Source organism: Acidimicrobiales bacterium (genome assembly GCA_041394185.1).
GTDB lineage: Bacteria > Actinomycetota > Acidimicrobiia > Acidimicrobiales > Poriferisodalaceae > JAAETH01.
Genome location: JAWKIQ010000001.1, coordinates 873,784 through 891,946 on the forward strand (window position 1 = coordinate 873,784; position 18,163 = coordinate 891,946).

17 protein-coding genes are annotated in these 18,163 nt (G+C 66.6%); 9 read left to right on the forward strand and 8 right to left on the reverse strand.

Annotated elements, in window-relative coordinates:
- Positions 1–2: 2 nt before the first annotated feature.
- Positions 3–836, reverse strand: a complete 834-nt coding sequence (locus R2770_04175) for an enoyl-CoA hydratase (GenBank protein ID MEZ5279648.1) — start codon at positions 834–836, stop codon at positions 3–5.
- Between the two features lie 40 nt (positions 837–876).
- On the opposite strand from R2770_04175, the gene R2770_04180 reads away from it, so the two are divergent.
- Positions 877–1,635: an SDR family oxidoreductase gene (locus R2770_04180; protein ID MEZ5279649.1), complete on the forward strand. Its 759-nt coding sequence runs from the start codon at positions 877–879 to the stop codon at positions 1,633–1,635.
- A 19-nt stretch (positions 1,636–1,654) separates the two neighbouring features.
- Complete coding sequence (locus R2770_04185) at positions 1,655–2,092, forward strand: hypothetical protein (protein ID MEZ5279650.1); 438 nt, start codon at positions 1,655–1,657, stop codon at positions 2,090–2,092.
- A 21-nt stretch (positions 2,093–2,113) separates the two neighbouring features.
- Here R2770_04185 and R2770_04190 read toward each other — a convergent pair whose 3' ends face one another.
- On the reverse strand, positions 2,114–2,518 hold the full coding sequence (locus R2770_04190) for a universal stress protein (GenBank protein ID MEZ5279651.1): 405 nt from the start codon (positions 2,516–2,518) through the stop codon (positions 2,114–2,116).
- Between R2770_04190 and R2770_04195 the strand changes: the two genes are divergently transcribed.
- Complete coding sequence (locus R2770_04195) at positions 2,415–2,948, forward strand: hypothetical protein (protein ID MEZ5279652.1); 534 nt, start codon at positions 2,415–2,417, stop codon at positions 2,946–2,948. The genes R2770_04190 and R2770_04195 overlap by 104 nt on opposite strands.
- A gap of 45 nt (positions 2,949–2,993) precedes the next feature.
- On the opposite strand, the gene R2770_04200 is transcribed toward R2770_04195, so the two are convergent.
- Genes R2770_04200 through R2770_04210 form a run of 3 tightly spaced genes read right to left on the reverse strand, consistent with a single transcriptional unit; the run spans position 2,994 to position 6,909 of the window.
- Positions 2,994–5,522 (reverse strand): xanthine dehydrogenase family protein molybdopterin-binding subunit, encoded by a 2,529-nt coding sequence (locus R2770_04200; GenBank protein MEZ5279653.1) that lies wholly within the window; start codon positions 5,520–5,522, stop codon positions 2,994–2,996.
- Positions 5,519–6,031, reverse strand: coding sequence for a (2Fe-2S)-binding protein (locus R2770_04205; GenBank protein MEZ5279654.1), 513 nt, complete (start codon positions 6,029–6,031; stop codon positions 5,519–5,521). Before R2770_04205 ends, R2770_04200 begins: the two co-directional genes overlap by 4 nt.
- Positions 6,028–6,909 (reverse strand): xanthine dehydrogenase family protein subunit M, encoded by an 882-nt coding sequence (locus tag R2770_04210; GenBank protein ID MEZ5279655.1) that lies wholly within the window; start codon positions 6,907–6,909, stop codon positions 6,028–6,030. The genes R2770_04205 and R2770_04210 overlap by 4 nt, the downstream gene beginning before the upstream one ends.
- A gap of 84 nt (positions 6,910–6,993) precedes the next feature.
- Between R2770_04210 and R2770_04215 the strand changes: the two genes are divergently transcribed.
- The 3 genes from R2770_04215 to R2770_04225 are packed head-to-tail and all read left to right on the forward strand — an operon-like array spanning position 6,994 to position 11,061.
- Positions 6,994–7,728 (forward strand): ABC transporter ATP-binding protein, encoded by a 735-nt coding sequence (locus tag R2770_04215; GenBank protein MEZ5279656.1) that lies wholly within the window; start codon positions 6,994–6,996, stop codon positions 7,726–7,728.
- On the forward strand, positions 7,722–10,187 hold the full coding sequence (locus R2770_04220) for an FtsX-like permease family protein (GenBank protein ID MEZ5279657.1): 2,466 nt from the start codon (positions 7,722–7,724) through the stop codon (positions 10,185–10,187). The genes R2770_04215 and R2770_04220 overlap by 7 nt, the downstream gene beginning before the upstream one ends.
- A 16-nt stretch (positions 10,188–10,203) precedes the next feature.
- Positions 10,204–11,061 (forward strand): mechanosensitive ion channel, encoded by an 858-nt coding sequence (locus tag R2770_04225; protein ID MEZ5279658.1) that lies wholly within the window; start codon positions 10,204–10,206, stop codon positions 11,059–11,061.
- 70 nt (positions 11,062–11,131) lie between these two features.
- Here R2770_04225 and R2770_04230 read toward each other — a convergent pair whose 3' ends face one another.
- The 3 genes from R2770_04230 to R2770_04240 all read right to left on the reverse strand — a co-directional run bounded on the left by R2770_04230 (position 11,132) and on the right by R2770_04240 (position 14,449).
- A complete protein-coding gene (locus R2770_04230) occupies positions 11,132–11,980 on the reverse strand; it encodes a crotonase/enoyl-CoA hydratase family protein (GenBank protein ID MEZ5279659.1) in 849 nt (282 codons plus the stop codon).
- Positions 11,981–12,047: 67 nt separating this feature from the next.
- On the reverse strand, positions 12,048–13,214 hold the full coding sequence (locus R2770_04235; GenBank protein ID MEZ5279660.1) for an acyl-CoA dehydrogenase family protein: 1,167 nt from the start codon (positions 13,212–13,214) through the stop codon (positions 12,048–12,050).
- Between the two features lie 35 nt (positions 13,215–13,249).
- On the reverse strand, positions 13,250–14,449 hold the full coding sequence (locus R2770_04240; protein ID MEZ5279661.1) for a CoA transferase: 1,200 nt from the start codon (positions 14,447–14,449) through the stop codon (positions 13,250–13,252).
- A 78-nt stretch (positions 14,450–14,527) separates the two neighbouring features.
- On the opposite strand from R2770_04240, the gene R2770_04245 reads away from it, so the two are divergent.
- From R2770_04245 to R2770_04255, 3 genes are read left to right on the forward strand one after another with little or no spacing between them, the layout of a single operon-like run.
- A complete protein-coding gene (locus R2770_04245) occupies positions 14,528–15,412 on the forward strand; it encodes a xanthine dehydrogenase family protein subunit M (GenBank protein MEZ5279662.1) in 885 nt (294 codons plus the stop codon).
- Entirely contained in the window at positions 15,409–15,909 is a 501-nt protein-coding gene (locus R2770_04250) for a (2Fe-2S)-binding protein (GenBank protein ID MEZ5279663.1), read from the forward strand. Before R2770_04245 ends, R2770_04250 begins: the two co-directional genes overlap by 4 nt.
- Entirely contained in the window at positions 15,906–18,161 is a 2,256-nt protein-coding gene (locus R2770_04255; protein ID MEZ5279664.1) for a xanthine dehydrogenase family protein molybdopterin-binding subunit, read from the forward strand. The genes R2770_04250 and R2770_04255 overlap by 4 nt, the downstream gene beginning before the upstream one ends.
- Positions 18,162–18,163 lie beyond the last annotated feature (2 nt).

Below are 18,163 nucleotides of genomic sequence, written 5' to 3' on the forward strand. Positions count from 1 at the left end.
GTTCAGGCCTCGTCGCGGATCACCTGCACACCAGCTGGGTCGACGAGGCCGCCGAACTTGATCTTGTTGTGGCTGTGCCCCACGTGGTGCAGCCCGAACGCGGACTGAATTGCGGTGTACATACCCATGGCTTCCTGGGAGTTGTTCACCGACTGTTTGGCCAGGGTCAGCCCGAACATCGGCCGCTTGGCGATGTGGGCCGCCAGCTCCAGGGTGGCGATTTCGAGCTGATCGCGGGGCACCACCCGGTTGACCATTCCGTGCTGCAGCGCCTCTTGGGCGCCGATGGCCCTGCCGGTGAACAACATGTCCTTGGCCAGCCGCGCACCCGCCTCGTAGGGGTGCACGAAATATTCGTGTCCGTTGACCCCGAACGCCACCACCGGGTCGGAGAACGTGGCGTCGTCTGAACACACGATCAGGTCCATGGGCCACACCAGCATCAGGCCTCCGGCGATGACCTTGCCCTGCACCGACGCGATGGTGGGCTTGGGTATGTTGCGCCACCGCCAGCAAAGTCCCACGTACATCTCGGCCTCTCTGGCCATATAGCCCTCGGCGCCGTCGGCACCGAAGTGGCACTGGGTGCCTATTGTCGGCAGGGCGTCCATGTCTGGGTTGTCGCGCAGGTCGTGACCCGACGAGAAGTGTTTGCCGTCGGCGGCCAGCACGATGACCCTCACCGCCTCGTCATGGGCGGCGCGGTCGAACGCCTGGTTGAGCTCGGTCAACATCAGGTAGTCCTGGGCGTTGGCCGCTTCGGGCCTGGCCAGCGTGATGCGTGCCACGCCATCGGCCGGTTGGTCGTATCGAACTCTGGTCCACGAATCTGCCATGGGCCGACAGTACGCGTACTGTCTCGACGCGGAGGAAAGCATGATCGATCTCAACGGCAGGGTTTTTGTCATCACCGGAGGCAACGGAGGTATCGGCCTGGGCATGGCCGAGGGCATTGCGAGAGCGGGCGGATCGCTGGCCATCTGGGGGCGCAACGAGGCCAAGAACGCCGAAGCGCTCGAAACCCTGGCCCGATTTGGCGTCGACACCCGCGCCTATGTCTGCGATGTGGGCGCCGAGGACCAGATCGTAGAGACGATGCAGCGCTCGCGATCTGACTTCGGGCGGATCGATGGCTGCTTCGCCAACGCTGGCCGGGGAGGCTTCGGCAAGAAGTTCGTCGACACCAGCCTGGACGAGTGGCGCGAGGTGATGCGCATCAATCTCGACGGCGTGTTCCTGACCCTTCGCGAGGCCGCCAGGCACCTGATCGACCAGGGAAACGGAGGCAGCCTGGTGGCGGTGTCGTCGACGTCGGCCATCCATGGTGCTGCGGGAAACGAAGCGTACGGAACGGCCAAGACGGGCCTCAATGGGCTGGTCAGAGCCCTTGCGGTCGGTTTGGCGCGCTATCAGATTCGGGTCAACTCGTTGCTGCCCGGCTGGACGATCACCGACCTCGCCTCGGGTGGGTACCAGAACGACGTGTTCCGGGACGCAACGATCAAGCGAACGCCGGTCAGGCGTTGGGCCGAACCGGCCGAGTTCCGCGAGGTTGGGGCCTTCCTGGCCGACCCGACCATCACCTACCACACCGGCCAAGAGGTGGTCGTCGACGGCGGCTACACCGTGTTCTAGCCCCGGTACCCTTGCTGCCGTGGCTGCGACCAATCCTTCCGACCTGTTCAAGCGACTGATGGCGGCCCAGGAGACGCTGGGCAAGGTCCAGGAGCAGATCGCCAGGTTTGCCCTGCCCGTCGACCAGCAAAAGGCGCTGGCCGAGAATCTGCGCAAGCTGATGTTGCCGCGCGAACAGATGCAGGCCATGCAGGACCTGATCGAGTCGTTCGGTCCGCCCGCCACCCAGGTCAAGAACCTGCAGGCCGACATAGACGCCCACCGCGAGATGGTGGCCGAGATGTCCGAGAAGCTCGACCGTATGGCGGCCTCGGTCGATCGCCTGGCGGCCGCCACCGAAACGCTCAACGAGTTCTATGGCGCGTGGACCAATGCCGCCAAGCTGTTCGGCTGGAACCCGATGGGCCTGGGTTCGCTGGCCGAAGACCAGGGCGAAGGCGACAAGCCCGAGACCTAGATCTGGCGCGGGTTGGTGGGCCTAGGAACTGGGATGCACCACCAGCACCGGGCAGTGGGCGTCGTGCACTACGTCCATCGACACGCTGCCCTCGAAGATGCGCTTGTAGCCGGTCTTGCTGTGGGTGGCCATGGCGATCACCGACGCTCCGCCACGGGTGGCGTAGTCGACGATGTCTTCGGCGACGTGCTTTTCGTGCAGGGCGTCGAAGTCGACCGTCTGGCCGATCATCTGGCCCATCCGCTTGGCCAGGTTGGCGACGTGGTTGGCCTCGTGGGCCGCGTCCCGACATGCCGGGTGCGCCCACCGAGATGATCCAGGGATGAAGCCCCGTTGTCCTGCACATCTCGGCCGCCGGTTCGAGGATGCGATCCGAGTAGTCGGAGCTGTCGGTACACACGTACATGGGCCCTGCCCACTGGGCATCTGGCTCGGGCAACTCGACCGAAGGGCCCACCAGCAACACGGGGCTGTCGACGCGACTCATCACGTCTTCGGCGACGCTGCCGACCAAACCCGCCATACGTCCGCGGGCGGCTGTGGCCATCACCACCAGCGTTCCGCCTTCGAGAAGTACCTCGCGGGCGATCTCGTCGCCCACCACGGTCTTGACGCTGCGCACGATCTTGCTCTCGCGCACCGACACCCCGCCGAAGCGCACCTCGGTGGTGGCCTGGCTTCTGACCTCGCCATCGGTGGGTTCTACGACCTCGAGGACGTCGACGTGCGCACCTGTCACCGCCGCCAATCGGGCAGCCAACTCGAGTGCGACCTCGCTGCGCTCGCCGCCGTCAACAGGAACCAACAACCGCGTATACATGGGTTCAGCTTGCGCCAAGGCGGGTCGAGCGCATAGGGCAAAACGACTCGACCGGCCCGGCGCCGACCGCGGTGCCGGTGCTCAGTCGGGATCTATCACCCTGGCTAGCTCGAGGATGCGGGTGGGTGGCAGATACTGCGATGTGACCTTGGCGCCAAGGGGAGCCAGTGCGTGCTCGATCGCGTTGGTGATGGCGGCGGGAGCTCCGATCATGCCGCCCTCGCCCACGCCACGAAAGTCGTTCTCGCCCTCTGACAGGGTCTCCAGGTGATGTACCTCGATGTCGGGAATCTCGGTCGAGGTGGGTACCAGATAGTCCATGTAGGTGGTGGTCTGGATGTTGGCTTCGGCGTCGTACACAGCGCTCTCGTACAGCACGGCCCCAATGCCCTGCGCCACACCGCCCCTCACCTGGCCGTCGACGATCGCGGGGTTGATCACCGGACCGCAGTCCTCGACGACGATGTATCGGGGTATCGCGACACGGCCGGTGTCGAGGTCTACATCGACCACGCACACGTGGGTCGCACACGACCAGCCGCCGTCGCCCTTGCCGGTATAGGACTGGGCGTGGGCGAACGCTTCCCCATCGTCGGCTTCCACGGCGGCCGCCACTTCGCCGTAGGTCAGGCCCCTCGACGGCACACCGGCAACGTGGATGTTCCCGTCGACGATGTCGATGTCGTCAACCGATGCTTCGAGCATTTCGGCTGCCTTCTGGGCGACCTGGCGCCTGACCTCTCGGGCCGCGAACTTGACGGCACCTCCGCCGATCGGCCCACCCCTCGAACCACCGGTGCCCAGCAACGAGAACGGTGTTCGGTCGGTGTCTCCCCACACGACCTCGACATCGTCCAGGCCCACGCCGAGCTCGTCTGCGACGACCTGCGCGTAGGTGGTCTGGTGGCTCTGGCCGTGGGGCATCTGGGGTGTGAACACCACGATGGATCCGTCGGAGCGCACGACGGTGCGGGCGGTCTCGACGGCCAACAAGCCCGAACCGGGGTTGATCAGGTCGGTGTATTCGGGCGGCCCCGGAGCGGCCTCGTGATAGCAGGCCAGGCCCACACCCACGCGGCGCCCCTCGGCCTGGGCCTTGCGCTTCATCGCGGCGATCTCGTCGCCGTCTATGAGTTCGAGCGCCCGCTGCAGGGTGGCCCTGGTCGACATGGTGACGTCGAGCGACGGGCCGGTGATCATCTTGGTGGGCATGTGTTCGGGCCCGAACATGTTCTTCAGCCGCAATTCGGCGGGTGACATGCCCAGCTCGCGCGCCACCACGTCGATGATGCGCTCTCGCGCCCAGGTCTCGTTGGCCCACGGCCCGCGGTACGCGACATAGCGTCCCTTGTTGGTGGCCACCACCCGGGTACGCATACGGAACGCCTCGAAGCGATAGGCCCCGGGAAACATCAACTTCATGATGCGCGTGAAGAAGGCCGCCGAGATCGGGAAGGCCGGGTAGGCGCCCTGGTCGAGAACCAGGTCGACCGAAAGTCCACGCATGGTGCCGTCGTCATCGACCGCCACCGAGATCTGGATGTCTTCTTCGCGGGCCTGGCCGCCATCGACGAGGTTCTCGCTGCGGTCCTCTATCCACTTGACCGATCGACCCAACTCGATGGCGGCCGCTGCGACGGCGATGTCTTCGCGCGAAACTGCGCCCTTGGAGCCGAAACCGCCGCCGATGTCCTGGGCCACCACGGTCGGGAAGTCGGCCTGGCCCAACAGCCCCAGGCCCATTCGGTTCATCTGGCCGATGAGCGAAGGGTCGCGCCTGATCTGGTGGATGGCACCGGTGTTGTCGGACGCGCCGAGCGCCTCGGCGTTGTCGCTGGTGAAGCGCTTTGCGGCTTCGACGAAGGCCGTGCGCCGTTGCTTGTTCGACGCCAGGCCACGCAGCGAGCTGCGAAGCGTCTCGCGGCCGGTCAACGCCGCGATGGCCCACCGCAGCAGGTGGCTGCTTTGAGTGGCGCTGTGAACCGTGAGGTGTCGGGTGATCGGATCGACTTCGACAACCGTTCCGCGGGGTTCCATCGGTTGGTTCGACTGGCGATGCGAGCTGAAGCGCTCGGTGATCACCCTGTCGGCGGCGGCGAACACGGAGTCGACCTCGCCGAAGGTGTCGACGTTGTCGTACAGGACGTTGCCGTCGGCTCGCTCCCATATCTTCTCGGAATCAGATCTCAGGGCCGTGGCCATGTCGGGCACGGCCTGCAATGCCTCGTACTCGACCTCGACCAGCTCGGCGGCGTCCTCGGCCTGGGCCCTGGAGGCCGCAACCACCAGCGCCACCGGGTCGCCGACCATGCGGACCTTGTCGGCACACATGGCAGCAACGAGGGGCGTGTACAGGTGCGGCAGCATCGTCACGGGCGGCATCGGGTAGGTGGCGGCGTTGATCTCGGCGCCGGTGAACACCCTGACCACGCCCGCGCCGCGCCTGGCGGCCTCGACATCTATCGACACGATGTGCGCGTGGGCCACAGGCGAGCGCACGAACACCGCGTGAAGCACGCCTGGCGGGTTGATGTCGCCGACATAGCGGCCCGCGCCGCGCAATAGCCGGTCGTCTTCCACACGGTGGACGCTTTGTCCGACGAACCTCATCGGTCGTCCGCCTCCTGGTCCGCCTGGGACCCTCGCATGAGATCGATGGCCACCTGCACACCATCGACGATGGTCTGGTAGCCGGTGCAGCGGCAGATGTTGCCGCCGAGTTCCTCGCGAATCTGCTCGCGCGTCGGTGACGGATTGTCTGCCAGCATCGCAACGGCGCTGATCAGGAACCCCGGTGTGCAGAAGCCGCACTGGAAACCGTGGGCTTGGTGCATGGCCTGCTGTATCGGATGAAGCTCGCCACTGATGGGGTCGGCCAGCCCCTCGATCGTGGTGATGATGGCGCCGTCTGCCTGCACCGCCAGCATCAGGCACGATCGAACCGGCTCGCCATCTACCAGAACCGTGCAGGCCCCACAAACGCCGTGTTCGCAACCCACGTGGGTGCCGGTCAGACCCATCTGGTCGCGCAGCGTGTCGACCAGTGACGTGCGTGAATCGACGGCCAGGGTGGCAGGCATCGAGTTGACCATCATGGTGATGTTGTGGTGTGCCGTCATTGCGACCTTCCTGCGATCGGTGCCGAGCGGTGGGCGTCGGCCAGCCCTCGTTCGGCCAGCACAGCTGCAAGGTGGCGTCTGTAGGAGGCGCTGCCGTGAATGTCTGCCGTCGGGTTCAGTTCTTCGGCTGCGGCCTCGCCTGCGGCAGCGAACGCATCGTGGCCTGGCGACTTGCCCTTGAGAGCGTCCTCGGCCGCCATCGAGCGCGCCGGCTTGTCGGATGCGCCGAAATAGACCAGGCGGGCGTCGGCGATGTGGCCATCTTCGATTCCGATCCAGCACACCAAGCCCAGAACCGCATAGTCGCCGCCGCGCCTGGCCACCTCCACCACGGTGCCATACCGACCTTCGGGCCATGCCGGGAAGGTGGCTCGCGTCAGCAGCTCGTCGGGGGCCAGAGAGCTCTGCAGGTAGCTCTGGAAGAGCTCGGCGGCGGCGATGTCGCGGGCGCCCCGCGTGGACACGGCTGTGACCCTGGCCCCGCAGGCGACGGCCACGGCGGGCAACTCGGCCGCAGGATCGGCATGGGCGAGACTGCCGCACACCGTGCCCCGCGTGCGGATCGCCCGATGACCTATCTGCGGCGTGGCCGCAGCCAGCAGGGGAGCGCAGCGGGCGACCAGATCGCTGGTCTCGGCCTGGCGGTGGGTCACCAGCGCCCCGATCCTGAGCGATCCGTCTGGTTCTTGGGCCAGCGACTGGAGAACCCCTATGTCGCCGATGTCGACCAGATGAGCCGGTCGGCTGAGACGCAACGCCATCAGGGGCAGCAGGCTCTGGCCACCGGCGATGACCTTGGCGTCGTCGAGGGTGGCCAGCAGATCGAGCGCCTCATCCAGTGTCGACGGCCTGTGGTACTCGAACGGTGGAGCTTTCACACCTGGCGAAGGTATCTCAGAGCCGAGCCCACAGCGTGTCCATCGGCCCTGGTCGAGTTGGGCGGTGTCGGCCAGGCTTCCCCTATGGGCCACGATTCGCGAATTGACGGTGGCGGCATCGACCTCGTTGGTGTGTCGAAGCGATACGAGGTCGGCGAGACCACGGTGACAGCGCTCGACGATCTGTCTTTGAAGATCGCTCCGGGCGAATTCGTCGTGATCTTGGGACCCTCGGGCTGCGGAAAGACCACGCTGCTGAACCTGGTAGGGGCCCTGGACACCCCCACAGCGGGTTCGATAGCGGTTGCCGGCGAACGTATAGATGGTGCGTCTAAGGCGGTGCGTGCCAGGGTGCGCCGGCATGGTGTCAGCTTCGTCTTCCAGTCGTTCAACCTGTTCGCGGGACTCACCGCCATCGAGAACGTGCGTTTCGGCGCCGACGCAGCACGGGCCGACGATCCGGTGGGACGATCCAAGGCGGCGCTGGCCGAGGTGGGCCTGGGCGAGCGGGCCGATCATTTCCCGCACCAGCTGTCGGGTGGCGAGCAGCAGAGGGTGGCGATCGCCAGAGCTCTGGCCACAGGCAACCCGATCTTGCTGGCCGACGAGCCGACGGGCGAACTCGACTTCCGCACCGGAGTGCAGATCTTGGAGGTGCTGGTGACGCAAGCCCGACAGGGCATGACCGTGCTGCTGGTGACACACAACCGCGAGATATCGCGGATAGCGGACCGCGTCGTCGAGCTGTCGTCGGGCCGTTTGGTCGGCGACGGCCCGCCCGAGGGCGGCCGGGCCTCGATAGGTGAGCTCCGGTGGTGAGGCGCCCCGCCCCTTCCGGTCGGCTGTGGTTGGGTTGGGTCTGGCGCGACCTTCGAAGCCAGTGGGTGGCGGTGGTCGCCATCGGTTTCGTGCTGGCCATCGGCGCCGGCGTGTACTCGGGGTTGGGCAGCACCGCCACGTGGCTGCGGACGTCGTACGACCACAGCTTCGACGAGTTGTCGATACACGACATCCGCTTCGAGCTGAGCCCTGGCACCTTCACCGATCAGGGCCAGCTGCGCGAGGCGGTCGAATCGGCTTCGCAGGGTGTGGCGCTGTCGGTCGCCGAACGTCTGGTCGTCGACAGCCAGGTCGACACGGTCGGGGCTACATCCGACGGGGGAACCCTGGTGGTGGCCAGGCTGGTGGGGATGGACCTGACGGGGTCGGTGGGGGTCGACGACCTGTGGCTGCGTGATGGCTCGGCGGCTGCGGGGGCCGTGGTCGAGGCCAAGTTCGCCGACGCGGCCGGCATCGATGCGACCGGCACGTTGTTGGCCGCCGGCGGAGCCAGCATCGAGTACTCGGGCACCGGCCTGATTCCGGAAGACTTCTACTACGAGGGTCCGCCCGGAAGCTTGTTGTCGTTGGGCGAGCTCGCCCCGGTGTACGTCGAGCTGGGTGCCCTGCAGCGAATAGTCGATCGGCCGGGGCAGGTGAACGACGTCGTCGTTCACGTTGGCGCCGGCGAGGCGGCGAGCCCGGGCGATGTGACCGCCCTGGCAGACCGGATCGCCTCGGCCCTCGACGAAGAGGGTCTCAGCTACACGCGAACGGTCGGCGACGACGAGTACGCGGTGCGGATCCTCTACGACGACATCGAGTCCGATCAGAAGGTCTTCACCATGGTGTCGGCGTTGATCTTGGGGGCTGCAGCGCTGGCAGCGTTCAACCTGATCAACCGGATCGTCGAGTCGCAGCGGCGTGAGATCGGAATCGGCATGGCCCTGGGTGTCGATCGCAGGCGCCTGGCCGTGCGCCCGATGGCCGTCGGGGCCGAGGTAGCACTGGTGGGTGTGGTGGGTGGTGTGGGGGTGGGGTATGCAATCGGGTCGGCAATGAGAGGGGTGTTCGATTCGTTCCTGCCGCTGCCCGTCTACCTGACGCCGTTCCAGGCCGGTGTGTACCTGCGGGCCGCTGTGTTGGCGGTTGTGCTGCCCCTGCTGGCGGCGGCGATACCGGTGCGAAGGGCGTTGGCGGTCGAACCGATCCAGGCAATCCGAATGGGGCACCTGGCAGCGCGCCAGAGCCGGCTGGGAGACTGGACGGCCAAACTGCGGCTGCCCGGCTCGACGTTTGCGGTGATGCCGGTGCGCAACCTGGTGCGGGCGCCCAGACGAACCGTGCTGACCGCCCTGGGGGTGGGGGCGGCGGTTACCACCCTGGTCGCGGTATTCGGGCTGCTCGACAGCTTCAACCGCACCATCGACCAGGTGGGCGACGAACTGACCGGCGGCCAAGCCGAGCGAGTCGTGGTGCAACTGGACACCTTCCACCGCGTCGACGACCCGGTCGTGACCGCCATCGAGGACGCGACGTCGGTCGACGTTGCCGAGCCCGGTCTGCGCTTCCCGGCCATGGTCTCGGTGCCAGGCGACGACGGCGAACCCCTGGCCCTGCTGGTGGATCTGATCGACCCTGTCGACGGAACCTGGACTCCAACGATCATCGCCGGAGACGCCCGCGACGGCGATGACGCAAACGGCGGTTTGATTTTGGCGGACAAGGCCGCAAGGGATCTGGGGGTGGGGGTAGGCGACACGGTGGCGCTTGGCCACCCGGTGGCAGGGCCCGACGGTTTCGGTCTAGAGACCTCGCAGGTCGAGGTGACAGCGATCCACGCCAACCCGGTGCGGACATTCGCCTACATGCCGTTGACCGAGGCTCGGCGGTTCGGCCTGGACGGACTGACCAATGTCGTCAACGCCTATCCCGCCGACGGCTCGACCTGGTCCGACGTACAACGCGAGCTGTTCGGTCAGCCCGGTGTCGCCAGCATTCAGGGCATGTCGCGCCTGGGCGAGTCGTTCGACGAGTACCTGCAACAGTTCATCGGCGTGTTGTTCATCGCCGCCGGCGCTGTGCTGGTGCTGGCGCTTCTGATCGCTTTCAACTCTTCGCGGATCACCGTCGACGAGCGCAGGCGCGAGCACGCGACCATGCAGGCCTTCGGCCTTCCCGCCTCGACGGTGCTGGCAGGGGTGGTGAAAGAAAGCATCCTCATCGGCGTGCTGGCAACCGTGATCGGCACAGCGGCGGGATTCGGCTTCCTCAGGTGGATGGTCGACAACCTGGTCGAAACCACGGTGCCCGAGTTGCTGATGACAGCGACCCTGTCGGTTTCAACGATGGTGACCGCAGCGGTGGTTGGTGTGCTGGCCATGGCGGTGGCTCCGCTGTTCTTGGCCAGACGGCTGGTCAAGATGAACATCCCCGACACGCTGCGAGTCATGGAATAGCCGTATTGTCGGCGCAGTGTTAGCCGTGTCAGCAAAGGTCATAGCCGAAGACGCCATCTTCGTGGTCGCCGTGATGGTGGTGACCATCGTCGTCGGCCGGTTCGTGCGCATCGTGGTTGGCGCGGTGCTGCGGCGGCTGGCGTCGCGCAGCCTGCTCGGCGCCTATTCGACCTGGCGGGTGCGTGTGCCTAGGCTGGTGGCCGAGTCGATTCCGGTAGCCGAACTGCGGCGTCAACACAGGGTCAATGCCACTGCCGCCATGATCACCCGGCTGGTCAAGGTGGGTTTGTGGCTGATCGCCGTGATCGTCGTCCTCCAGCGCCTCGAGGTCGACGTCATCATCGCCGTATCCGGCGCCGGTTTCCTGGGTGCGGCCATCGCCATCGGCGCCCAGAACTCGGTGCACGACTACATGAACGGGTTGCACATCCTGCTCGAGGATCGCTTCGGCGAGGGCGACACCGTGCAATTGACCACCGACATGGGCGAGACGGTCGAGGGGGTCGTAACCCGCCTGGGTGCCTTTGCGACACGCATCGACAACGAAGACGGTTCGTTTCACATCGCCAACCGGCGTGCCTTCCAGGTGCGCAACCTGTCTCAGCGTGGCCACCAGCGCCAGTTCGACGTACACGTCGAGCGGGTGTTCGACACCGACGGCGAAGCGCGCGCCGCCGTGACCGCTGCCATCGCCAAGGCCGTCGCCGAGTCGTTGGGCGCAACCGACCTGGGCGTTGTCGTCGACGCAGCCAACGTCGAGTCGGTTCGTCGAGGCCGCTCGACGCTTCGGGTCACCTGCCGATTCAGTCGTGCGGTCACCGACGAGCAACTGGGCCTGATCGGCTCGAACCTGGGCACTTCGCTGGGCTCGTGACCGGACGCGGCCTCCTCTAGAGGCGCTGTTGATGCGGCCTCCTCTAGAGGCAATGTGGACGCGGCCTCCTCTAGAGGCCTTCTGCCAGGGGGTTCAGGTCGGGGAAGTCGGCCTCGCGGCCCTCGACCTTGGCCGCGAACGCCTCGGCCATGTCATCGGTGTCGAACATGGCGGCATTCCAGTTGGCGATGTATTCGAGGCTGTCGGCCACCGAATGGTCGCGAGTGAAGTTCATGGTCTGCTTCGTGCCCCACACCGCCATCGGACTCTTCGACGCGATCTCGGCTGCAACACCCATCACCGCGTCCAGCATGGTGGCGTGGTCGGGATAGACGGCGTTGACGAACCCGGCGGCCAGCGCCTCGGCGGCCGACCACCGCCTGCCGGTATAGGCCAGCTCCCTGACGATGCCCTCGGCAACCAGCTTCGGCATCCTCTGCAGGGTGCCGACGTCGGCGGTCATGGCGATGTTGATCTCCTGAATCGAGAAATACGCCGACTCGTCGGCATAACGCATGTCGGCGGCCGACACCATGTCTATTCCGCCGCCGATGCATGCACCCTGGATGGCGCACAGCACCGGCATGCGGGCCCGTTCGAGCGCGGTGAACGAGTCCTGCAGCTTCAGCGCCATGCTGCGAAAGCCCTCGTTGCGGCGGCTGCGATGGCCCCTCGATTTTGCGTTGGTTCCGACGGTCTCGTTCCCGGCGAACACCTCCAGATCCATCCCCGAACAGAAGTGCTTGCCCTCGGCAGACAACACCATCGCCCGCACCGAACCCGACGCCGACAGCTCGTCCACTATCTGGGGAAGCTCTCGCCAGAATGCGGCGATCATCGAGTTGGCCCGGTCGGGTCGGTTCATCTTCACATGGCCGACCTTGTCGACAATCTCGAGGTCGAAGCACTCATATCCCATGTGGGCAACTCTAGAGCTGTCGGCGCGGCCACCTTCCTCCCGACGGTTGTTGGGCACCTGCCGGTGCTCAATACGAGCGGGGGAGGCCCAGCACCTTGGTCGAGACGAAGTTCAGCACCATCTCTTGGCTGACGGGTGCGATCTTCATCAGGCGGGCCTCGCGCCAGTAGCGGCCGACGTGGTACTCCTCGGCGTAGCCGAATCCGCCGTGGGTCTGCATCGCCCGGTCGGCGGCGAAGAAGGCTGCCTCCGAAGCCAGATACTTGGCGGTGTTGGCGGCCTCGGCACAGTCCATTCCATTGTCGTAGCGCCAGGCGGCCTCGCGCACGATCAGTTCGGCGGCGTGGAGTTTCATGTGGGCTTCGGCCAGCGGGAAGGCGATGCCCTGGTTCTGACCTATGGGGCGGTCGAAGATCACCCGGCCGTTGGCATAGCCGACAGCCCTGCGCATGGCGGCGCGGCCGATGCCCAACGCCTCGGATGCGATCAGGATGCGCTCGGGGTTGAGACCGTCGAGGATGTACCGGAACCCCTCACCCTCCTCTCCGATGAGCCTGGATGCCGGCACCCGAAGGCCGTCGTAGCGGACCTCGCACGACACGACGGCGTTGCGGCCGAGCTTGGGGATGGGGGTGATGTCGACGGCGGGGTCGTCCAGATCGACCAGGAACAGCGAGATGCCCTTGGTGGGCCCCGATGCCTCCTCGCGCGGGGTGGTCCGCACGAGCAGCAGGCACATGTCCGAATACGGCGCCTTGGTGGTCCAGACCTTGGCGCCGGTGATGACGTACTCGTCGCCGTCGCGCACCGCCCTGGTGCGAATGCGGGTGGTGTCGGTGCCCGCGTCGGGTTCGGTCACACCAAACGCCACGTGCAGTTCGCCCGACGCGACCTTGGGCAACACCTCCGCCGCCAGTTCTGGCGAGCCGTGGCGACGCACGGGTTCCATTCCGAAGATCGACAGGTGCACCGCCGAACAGCCGTTCATCGCCGCGCCCGAAGCAGCGATCTCCTCGAGCATCACCGACGCCTCGGCTATGCCCTGCCCTCCACCGCCGTATTGCTCGGGAATGGCGATGCCGACCCAGCCTCCCTCGGCCAGCGCCGCGTAGAAGTCCCAGGGAAACTCGTGGGCTGCGTCCTTCTCGGCCCAGTATTCGTCGCCGAAGTCGGCACACACCCGCCGGATGCCTTCGCGAATCGCCTCGTGGTCTGGGTTGGCCGAGAAATCCATGCCGCAGATGATCGCGAATCGTCAGCGCCGAATCATCATCGGTGGCCGTCGGCCCGCGGGCCCAGCACACCGTCGGCGGCCATCGCCTCGATCTCGTCGGATGATCGGCCCAATTCGGTCAGAACCTCGACCGTGTGCTGGCCATAGGCCGGAGGCTCGCCCACGGCCGGCTTGGGCTGGTCGGCGAACGACGCCACGGGCAGCACCTGCCTGACACGGCCGCCTGCGCTCCACTCGACCTCAACGAGCGAACCGTTGTGTGCTGCCTGCGGGTCGAGGTGCACCTGATCCAGCGGGGTGACCGCCGCTCCGGGAAGGTCGTTTGCGCGCAGGCTGGCCAGCGCCTCCTCGGTCGTCAGCGCCGCCAGGGCCACCGAGACCTCTTCGCTGAGAGCGGCGCTGTTGGCCGCCCGGTCCTCGTAGGTGGCAAACCGCGGATCGGACGCCCACGCGGGGTTCAGCGCAGCGCAGAGCCGAGGCCACGTGCGGTTGCCGTTGGCCATCAAGGCCATGTGACCGTCCTTGGTGGCTCGTACCTCGTAGGTGTCGGCAAAGTGTCCCTGGTCGGGAACATCGTCCAAGAAGGTGTCGGCAGACATGCCGTCGGGCCAGAAGAACCACAGGCCCACGTCCAGCATGTTGACGCGAACGTGCGGCGCGCCCTCGCCGCGCTGGCGCTGGAACAGCGCCGCCGTAACCGCCTGAGCCACGGTGAGCGACGTGGCCTTGTCGATCGCGATGTTGCGGATCAACTGGGGCTGACCGTCTGGCCCCTTCTGCAGCGCCGCCATACCCGTTCGGGCCTGGATCACGAAGTCGTACACCATCTGGTCGGCGTCGGGGCCGCTGTCGCCGAACCCCGAAATCGACACATAGATCAGGTCGGGGTTCACCTGCGCCAGTTGGTCGGGGCCCAGGCCCATGCGCTCGGCCGCTCCCGGCCGGAAGTTCTGGACGAACACGTCGGCGGTGGCGATGAGGTCCTTGGCCGCCGCCAGGCCCCGAGGGTCTTTGATGTCGAGCACGACCGACCGCTTGAGCCTGTTGGTGCTGCCGAAGGCCGCGCTCATGCCCTGATGAATCGGGGCGATGTAGCGGAAACGATCTCCGACGCCGTCGGCCATCTCGATCTTGACGACCTCGGCGCCCTGCTCGGCCAACATCATGGTGGCCAGAGGGCCAGACACCATCTGACAGGCCTCGACGATCTTTACCCCAGACAGCGGCAGTGACATGCCCGCACGTTACTGCGGCCCGGTGGGCGAGGGCGCGGTACGGTTGGCGGGTCCGCCACCCAAGATGAGGAGGGTCGGGTGAGATATCTCTCTCCGACGAGTGTCGACGAGGCCGTCGCCATGCTCGGCGCCGAGCCGGGCAGTCGCGTGTTCGCCGGCGCCACCGATGTAATCCCCCAGATGCGTTCGGGACGCACCAATCCACAGGTGCTTGTCGACCTGAAGAAGATCGAGCGGCTGATTGCAGTCGAACTCAACGGCGACACGTGGGTGGTCGGCGCGGCCACGCCGACGATCCGGCTGACGGCCAACGCCGATTTCGTCGCCGACCTGCCCGGGTTGGCTCACGGTGCCGGCCTGATCGGCTCGGATCAAGTGCAGGCCCGCAGCAGTTTGGGCGGCAACTTGTGCAACGCGTCGCCGGCCGCCGACTCGGTGCCAGCGATGGTGGCGAACTCGGCTCGAGCTGTCATCGCCGGTCCGGCGGGCGAACGCACGGTCGCCGTCGCCGACATACCGGCTGGTCCGGGGCGCACCACGCTGGGGCCAGGCGAGTTCGTCGTCGAGTTCCACATCGATCGTCCCGACCAGTCGACCAGCGACTCGTATCAGCGGGTCACGCCCCGCACAGAAATGGACATCGCCATCGTCGGCGGCGGAGCCCGGGTCAGTGTCGACGCCGAAGGCAGGTGCACGGCGGCCACCGTGGCACTGGGCGCAGTGGCGCCAACCGTGGTGTTGGTGCCGGGCGCTGCCGAGGCCTTGGCGGGCGCGATTGTGGTCGGCGACGACCCCGACCAAGCGGCGCTAGATGCCTTGGCCGAGGCGGCCCGATCGGTGTGCGCCCCGATCGACGACATGCGGGGCACGATTGCATACCGCACCCACGTAGCGGGTGTGCTCGCCAGACGAACAGTGTTGGAAGCGGCCCGCCGGGCAGCAACCAAGGGAGGGGCCCGATGACGAACCGAACCCATGTCCACTGCACGATCAACGGCGACGAGGTCGACTTTCTCACTACAGACGGCGAGTCGTTGCTAAATGCTCTACGCGACGAGGTGGGCCTGACCGGGGCGAAGGAAGGTTGTGGCACCGGCGACTGTGGGGCGTGTTCGATCATGCTCGACGGCGTCTTGACGTGTTCGTGCCTGGTGTTTGCTCCCGAGGCCGAAGGTGCCACCATCGTCACCGTCGAGGGACTTGCCCAGGGCGACCACCTCAGCCCGCTGCAGAACGCCTTCCTCGAGGGGGCGGCGCTGCAGTGCGGCATCTGCACCCCCGGATTCCTCGTGGCGGCCCAGGCGCTGCTCGACAAGAACCCAGACCCCACCGAAACCGAGGTCAGGTACGCGCTGGCGGGCAACCTGTGCCGGTGCACCGGCTACGACAAGATCGTGCGGTCGGTGCTGGACGCCGCCGCCATCGCCCGCCAAGACGACCAGACGGGAGCATCGGCATGACCATCGCAGACGACCCAGCGACCAGCAAGCCCGGCTACAAGTGGGTGGGCACCAGGCCCATTCGCCCCGACGGGTTCGAGAAGGTCACCGGTCGTGCCAAATACGGCGCCGACCACTACCTGCCCGGAATGCTCGTAGGTGAGGTGGTTCGTTCGCCCCACGCTCACGCCCGCATCGTGTCGATCGACACCACTGCGGCCATGGCTGTTCCTGGTGTGAAGGCCGTCATCACCGGCGCCGACTTCCCCCCGGTCGAAGGCGACGTCTCGGCGCGCAACCTGGGCGAGAACACCATGGCGCGCGGCAAGGTCTACTACGAGGGACATCCGGTCGCCGCGGTGGCCGCCACCAGCCGCGAGGCCGCCAGGGCCGGAGCGGCCGCGGTCGAGGTTCAGTACGAAACGTTGCCCCACGTGCTCGACGTCGATCAGGCCATGGCACCCGGGGCCGTGCTGCTGCACGAAGACATGATCACCGCCGGCGTGGACCCTGCACCAACCGAGCCGTCGAATGTTGCCAAGCGAAACGTGCTTCAGCGAGGTGACCTCGACAAGGGCTTCGCCGAGGCCGACGTGGTCATCGAGCGCCAGTTCACCACCAAGCCGGTGCACCAGGGCTACATCGAGCCCCACGCCTGCGTGGCCGACACCACACCCGACGGACGAAGCACCCTGTGGGTTTCATCCCAGGGACATTTCGACATGCGCGACCTGTCGGCCGAGGTGCTGGGCTGGGACATCACCCGCATCAAGGCGATCCCGGCCGAGATCGGTGGCGGCTTCGGTGGCAAGACGGTCACCTACCTCGAGCCGTTGGCCATCGCACTTTCGGCCAAGGCCGGCAGGCCGGTGAAGCTCGTGATGAGCCGTGCCGAGGTGCTGAAGGCCTCGGGCCCCACATCGGGCAGTCGCATGCGCGTCAAGATGGGCGCAGACTCCACAGGCAAGATCACGGCCGCTGAGGTCGAGCTCTATTTCGAGGCCGGAGCGTTTCCGGGCTCGCCCGTGGGCGCGGCCGCAATGACCTGCCTGGCGCCCTACCAGGTCGAGAATTTCCTCATCGAGGGCTACGACGTGGTCGTCAACAAGCCACGGGTTGCCGCGTACCGCGCTCCGGGTGCTCCGATTTCGGGGTACGCGGTCGAGAGCGTCGTCGACATGCTGGCTGCCGAGTTGGGTATCGACCCGATCGACCTGCGTCTGGCCAACGCTGCAACCGAGGGCACGCAGGCGCCGTACGGGCCCAAGTTCCAGGCGATCGGTCTGGTCGAGACCCTCGAAGCCATCAAGGCTCACCCCCATTATTCGGCGCCGCTCGGGCCCAACCAGGGTCGTGGTGTGGCCACGGGGTTCTGGTTCAACGCGGGCATGAACTCGACAGCGACGGTCAACGTCAACCCAGACGGCACGGCGACCGTGGTGGTCGGTTCTCCCGACATCGGCGGCAGCCGGGCCTCGATGGCCTTGTTCGCCGCCGAGGAACTCGGGATCGATTTCGAGCGCATCAAGCCGGTCATCGCCGACACCGAAACCGTGGGCTTCAACGACACCACCGGCGGCAGCCGAGTCACCCATGCTACCGGCATGGCCGTCGTTGAGGCCTGCCGCAAGGTCGTCGCCGACCTGCGTGCACGCGCCGCCAAGACGTGGGACGTAGACGTAGACAAGGTCGAGTGGGTCGACGGTCAAGCCCAGCAGGTCGACGGCTCGGTGCCGCCGCTGTCGCTGGCCGAGCTGGCCAAGAACTGGGGCCGCACGGGCGGTCCGATATCGGCCACGTTCAGCCACAACGCCAGGGGAGCGGGCGCCGCGTTCTCGACCCAGGTCTGCGACGTCGAGGTCGACCCCGAAACCGGCGTGGTGTCGGTGGTGCGATACACGACCGCACAAGACGCCGGAAAGGCCATCCATCCCAGCTATGTCGAGGGTCAGTTCCAGGGCGGTGCAGCCCAGGGCATCGGATGGGCGCTGAACGAGGAGTACGTCTACGACGACGAGGGCCACCTGCGCAACGCGTCGTTCCTCGACTATCGCATTCCGGTGACGTCCGATCTGCCCATGATCGACACCGTCATCGTCGAGGTGCCTAACCCTGGTCATCCATATGGCGTGCGCGGTGTGGGCGAGGTGGGCATCGTCCCGCCGTTGGCGGCCGTGGCCAACGCCGTCAGTGCCGCCACGGGCAAGCGGTTCTATGACCTGCCGATCAATCCGCCGCGGGTGGTCGACAGGCTGATGTCCGAGGACGACTGATC

Bases quoted from the DNA above. Each gene is read 5' to 3' on its own strand.
- R2770_04175 (MEZ5279648.1), bottom strand. From the start codon at position 836: ATGGCAGATTCGTGGACCAGAGTTCGATACGACCAACCGGCCGATGGC.
- R2770_04180 (MEZ5279649.1), top strand. From the start codon at position 877: ATGATCGATCTCAACGGCAGGGTTTTTGTCATCACCGGAGGCAACGGA.
- R2770_04195 (MEZ5279652.1), top strand. From the start codon at position 2,415: ATGAAGCCCCGTTGTCCTGCACATCTCGGCCGCCGGTTCGAGGATGCG.
- R2770_04190 (MEZ5279651.1), bottom strand. From the start codon at position 2,518: ATGCCCAGTGGGCAGGGCCCATGTACGTGTGTACCGACAGCTCCGACT.
- R2770_04200 (MEZ5279653.1), bottom strand. From the start codon at position 5,522: ATGAGGTTCGTCGGACAAAGCGTCCACCGTGTGGAAGACGACCGGCTA.
- R2770_04205 (MEZ5279654.1), bottom strand. From the start codon at position 6,031: ATGACGGCACACCACAACATCACCATGATGGTCAACTCGATGCCTGCC.
- R2770_04215 (MEZ5279656.1), top strand. From the start codon at position 6,994: ATGGGCCACGATTCGCGAATTGACGGTGGCGGCATCGACCTCGTTGGT.
- R2770_04230 (MEZ5279659.1), bottom strand. From the start codon at position 11,980: ATGGGATATGAGTGCTTCGACCTCGAGATTGTCGACAAGGTCGGCCAT.
- R2770_04235 (MEZ5279660.1), bottom strand. From the start codon at position 13,214: ATGGATTTCTCGGCCAACCCAGACCACGAGGCGATTCGCGAAGGCATC.
- R2770_04240 (MEZ5279661.1), bottom strand. From the start codon at position 14,449: ATGTCACTGCCGCTGTCTGGGGTAAAGATCGTCGAGGCCTGTCAGATG.
- R2770_04250 (MEZ5279663.1), top strand. From the start codon at position 15,409: ATGACGAACCGAACCCATGTCCACTGCACGATCAACGGCGACGAGGTC.
- R2770_04255 (MEZ5279664.1), top strand. From the start codon at position 15,906: ATGACCATCGCAGACGACCCAGCGACCAGCAAGCCCGGCTACAAGTGG.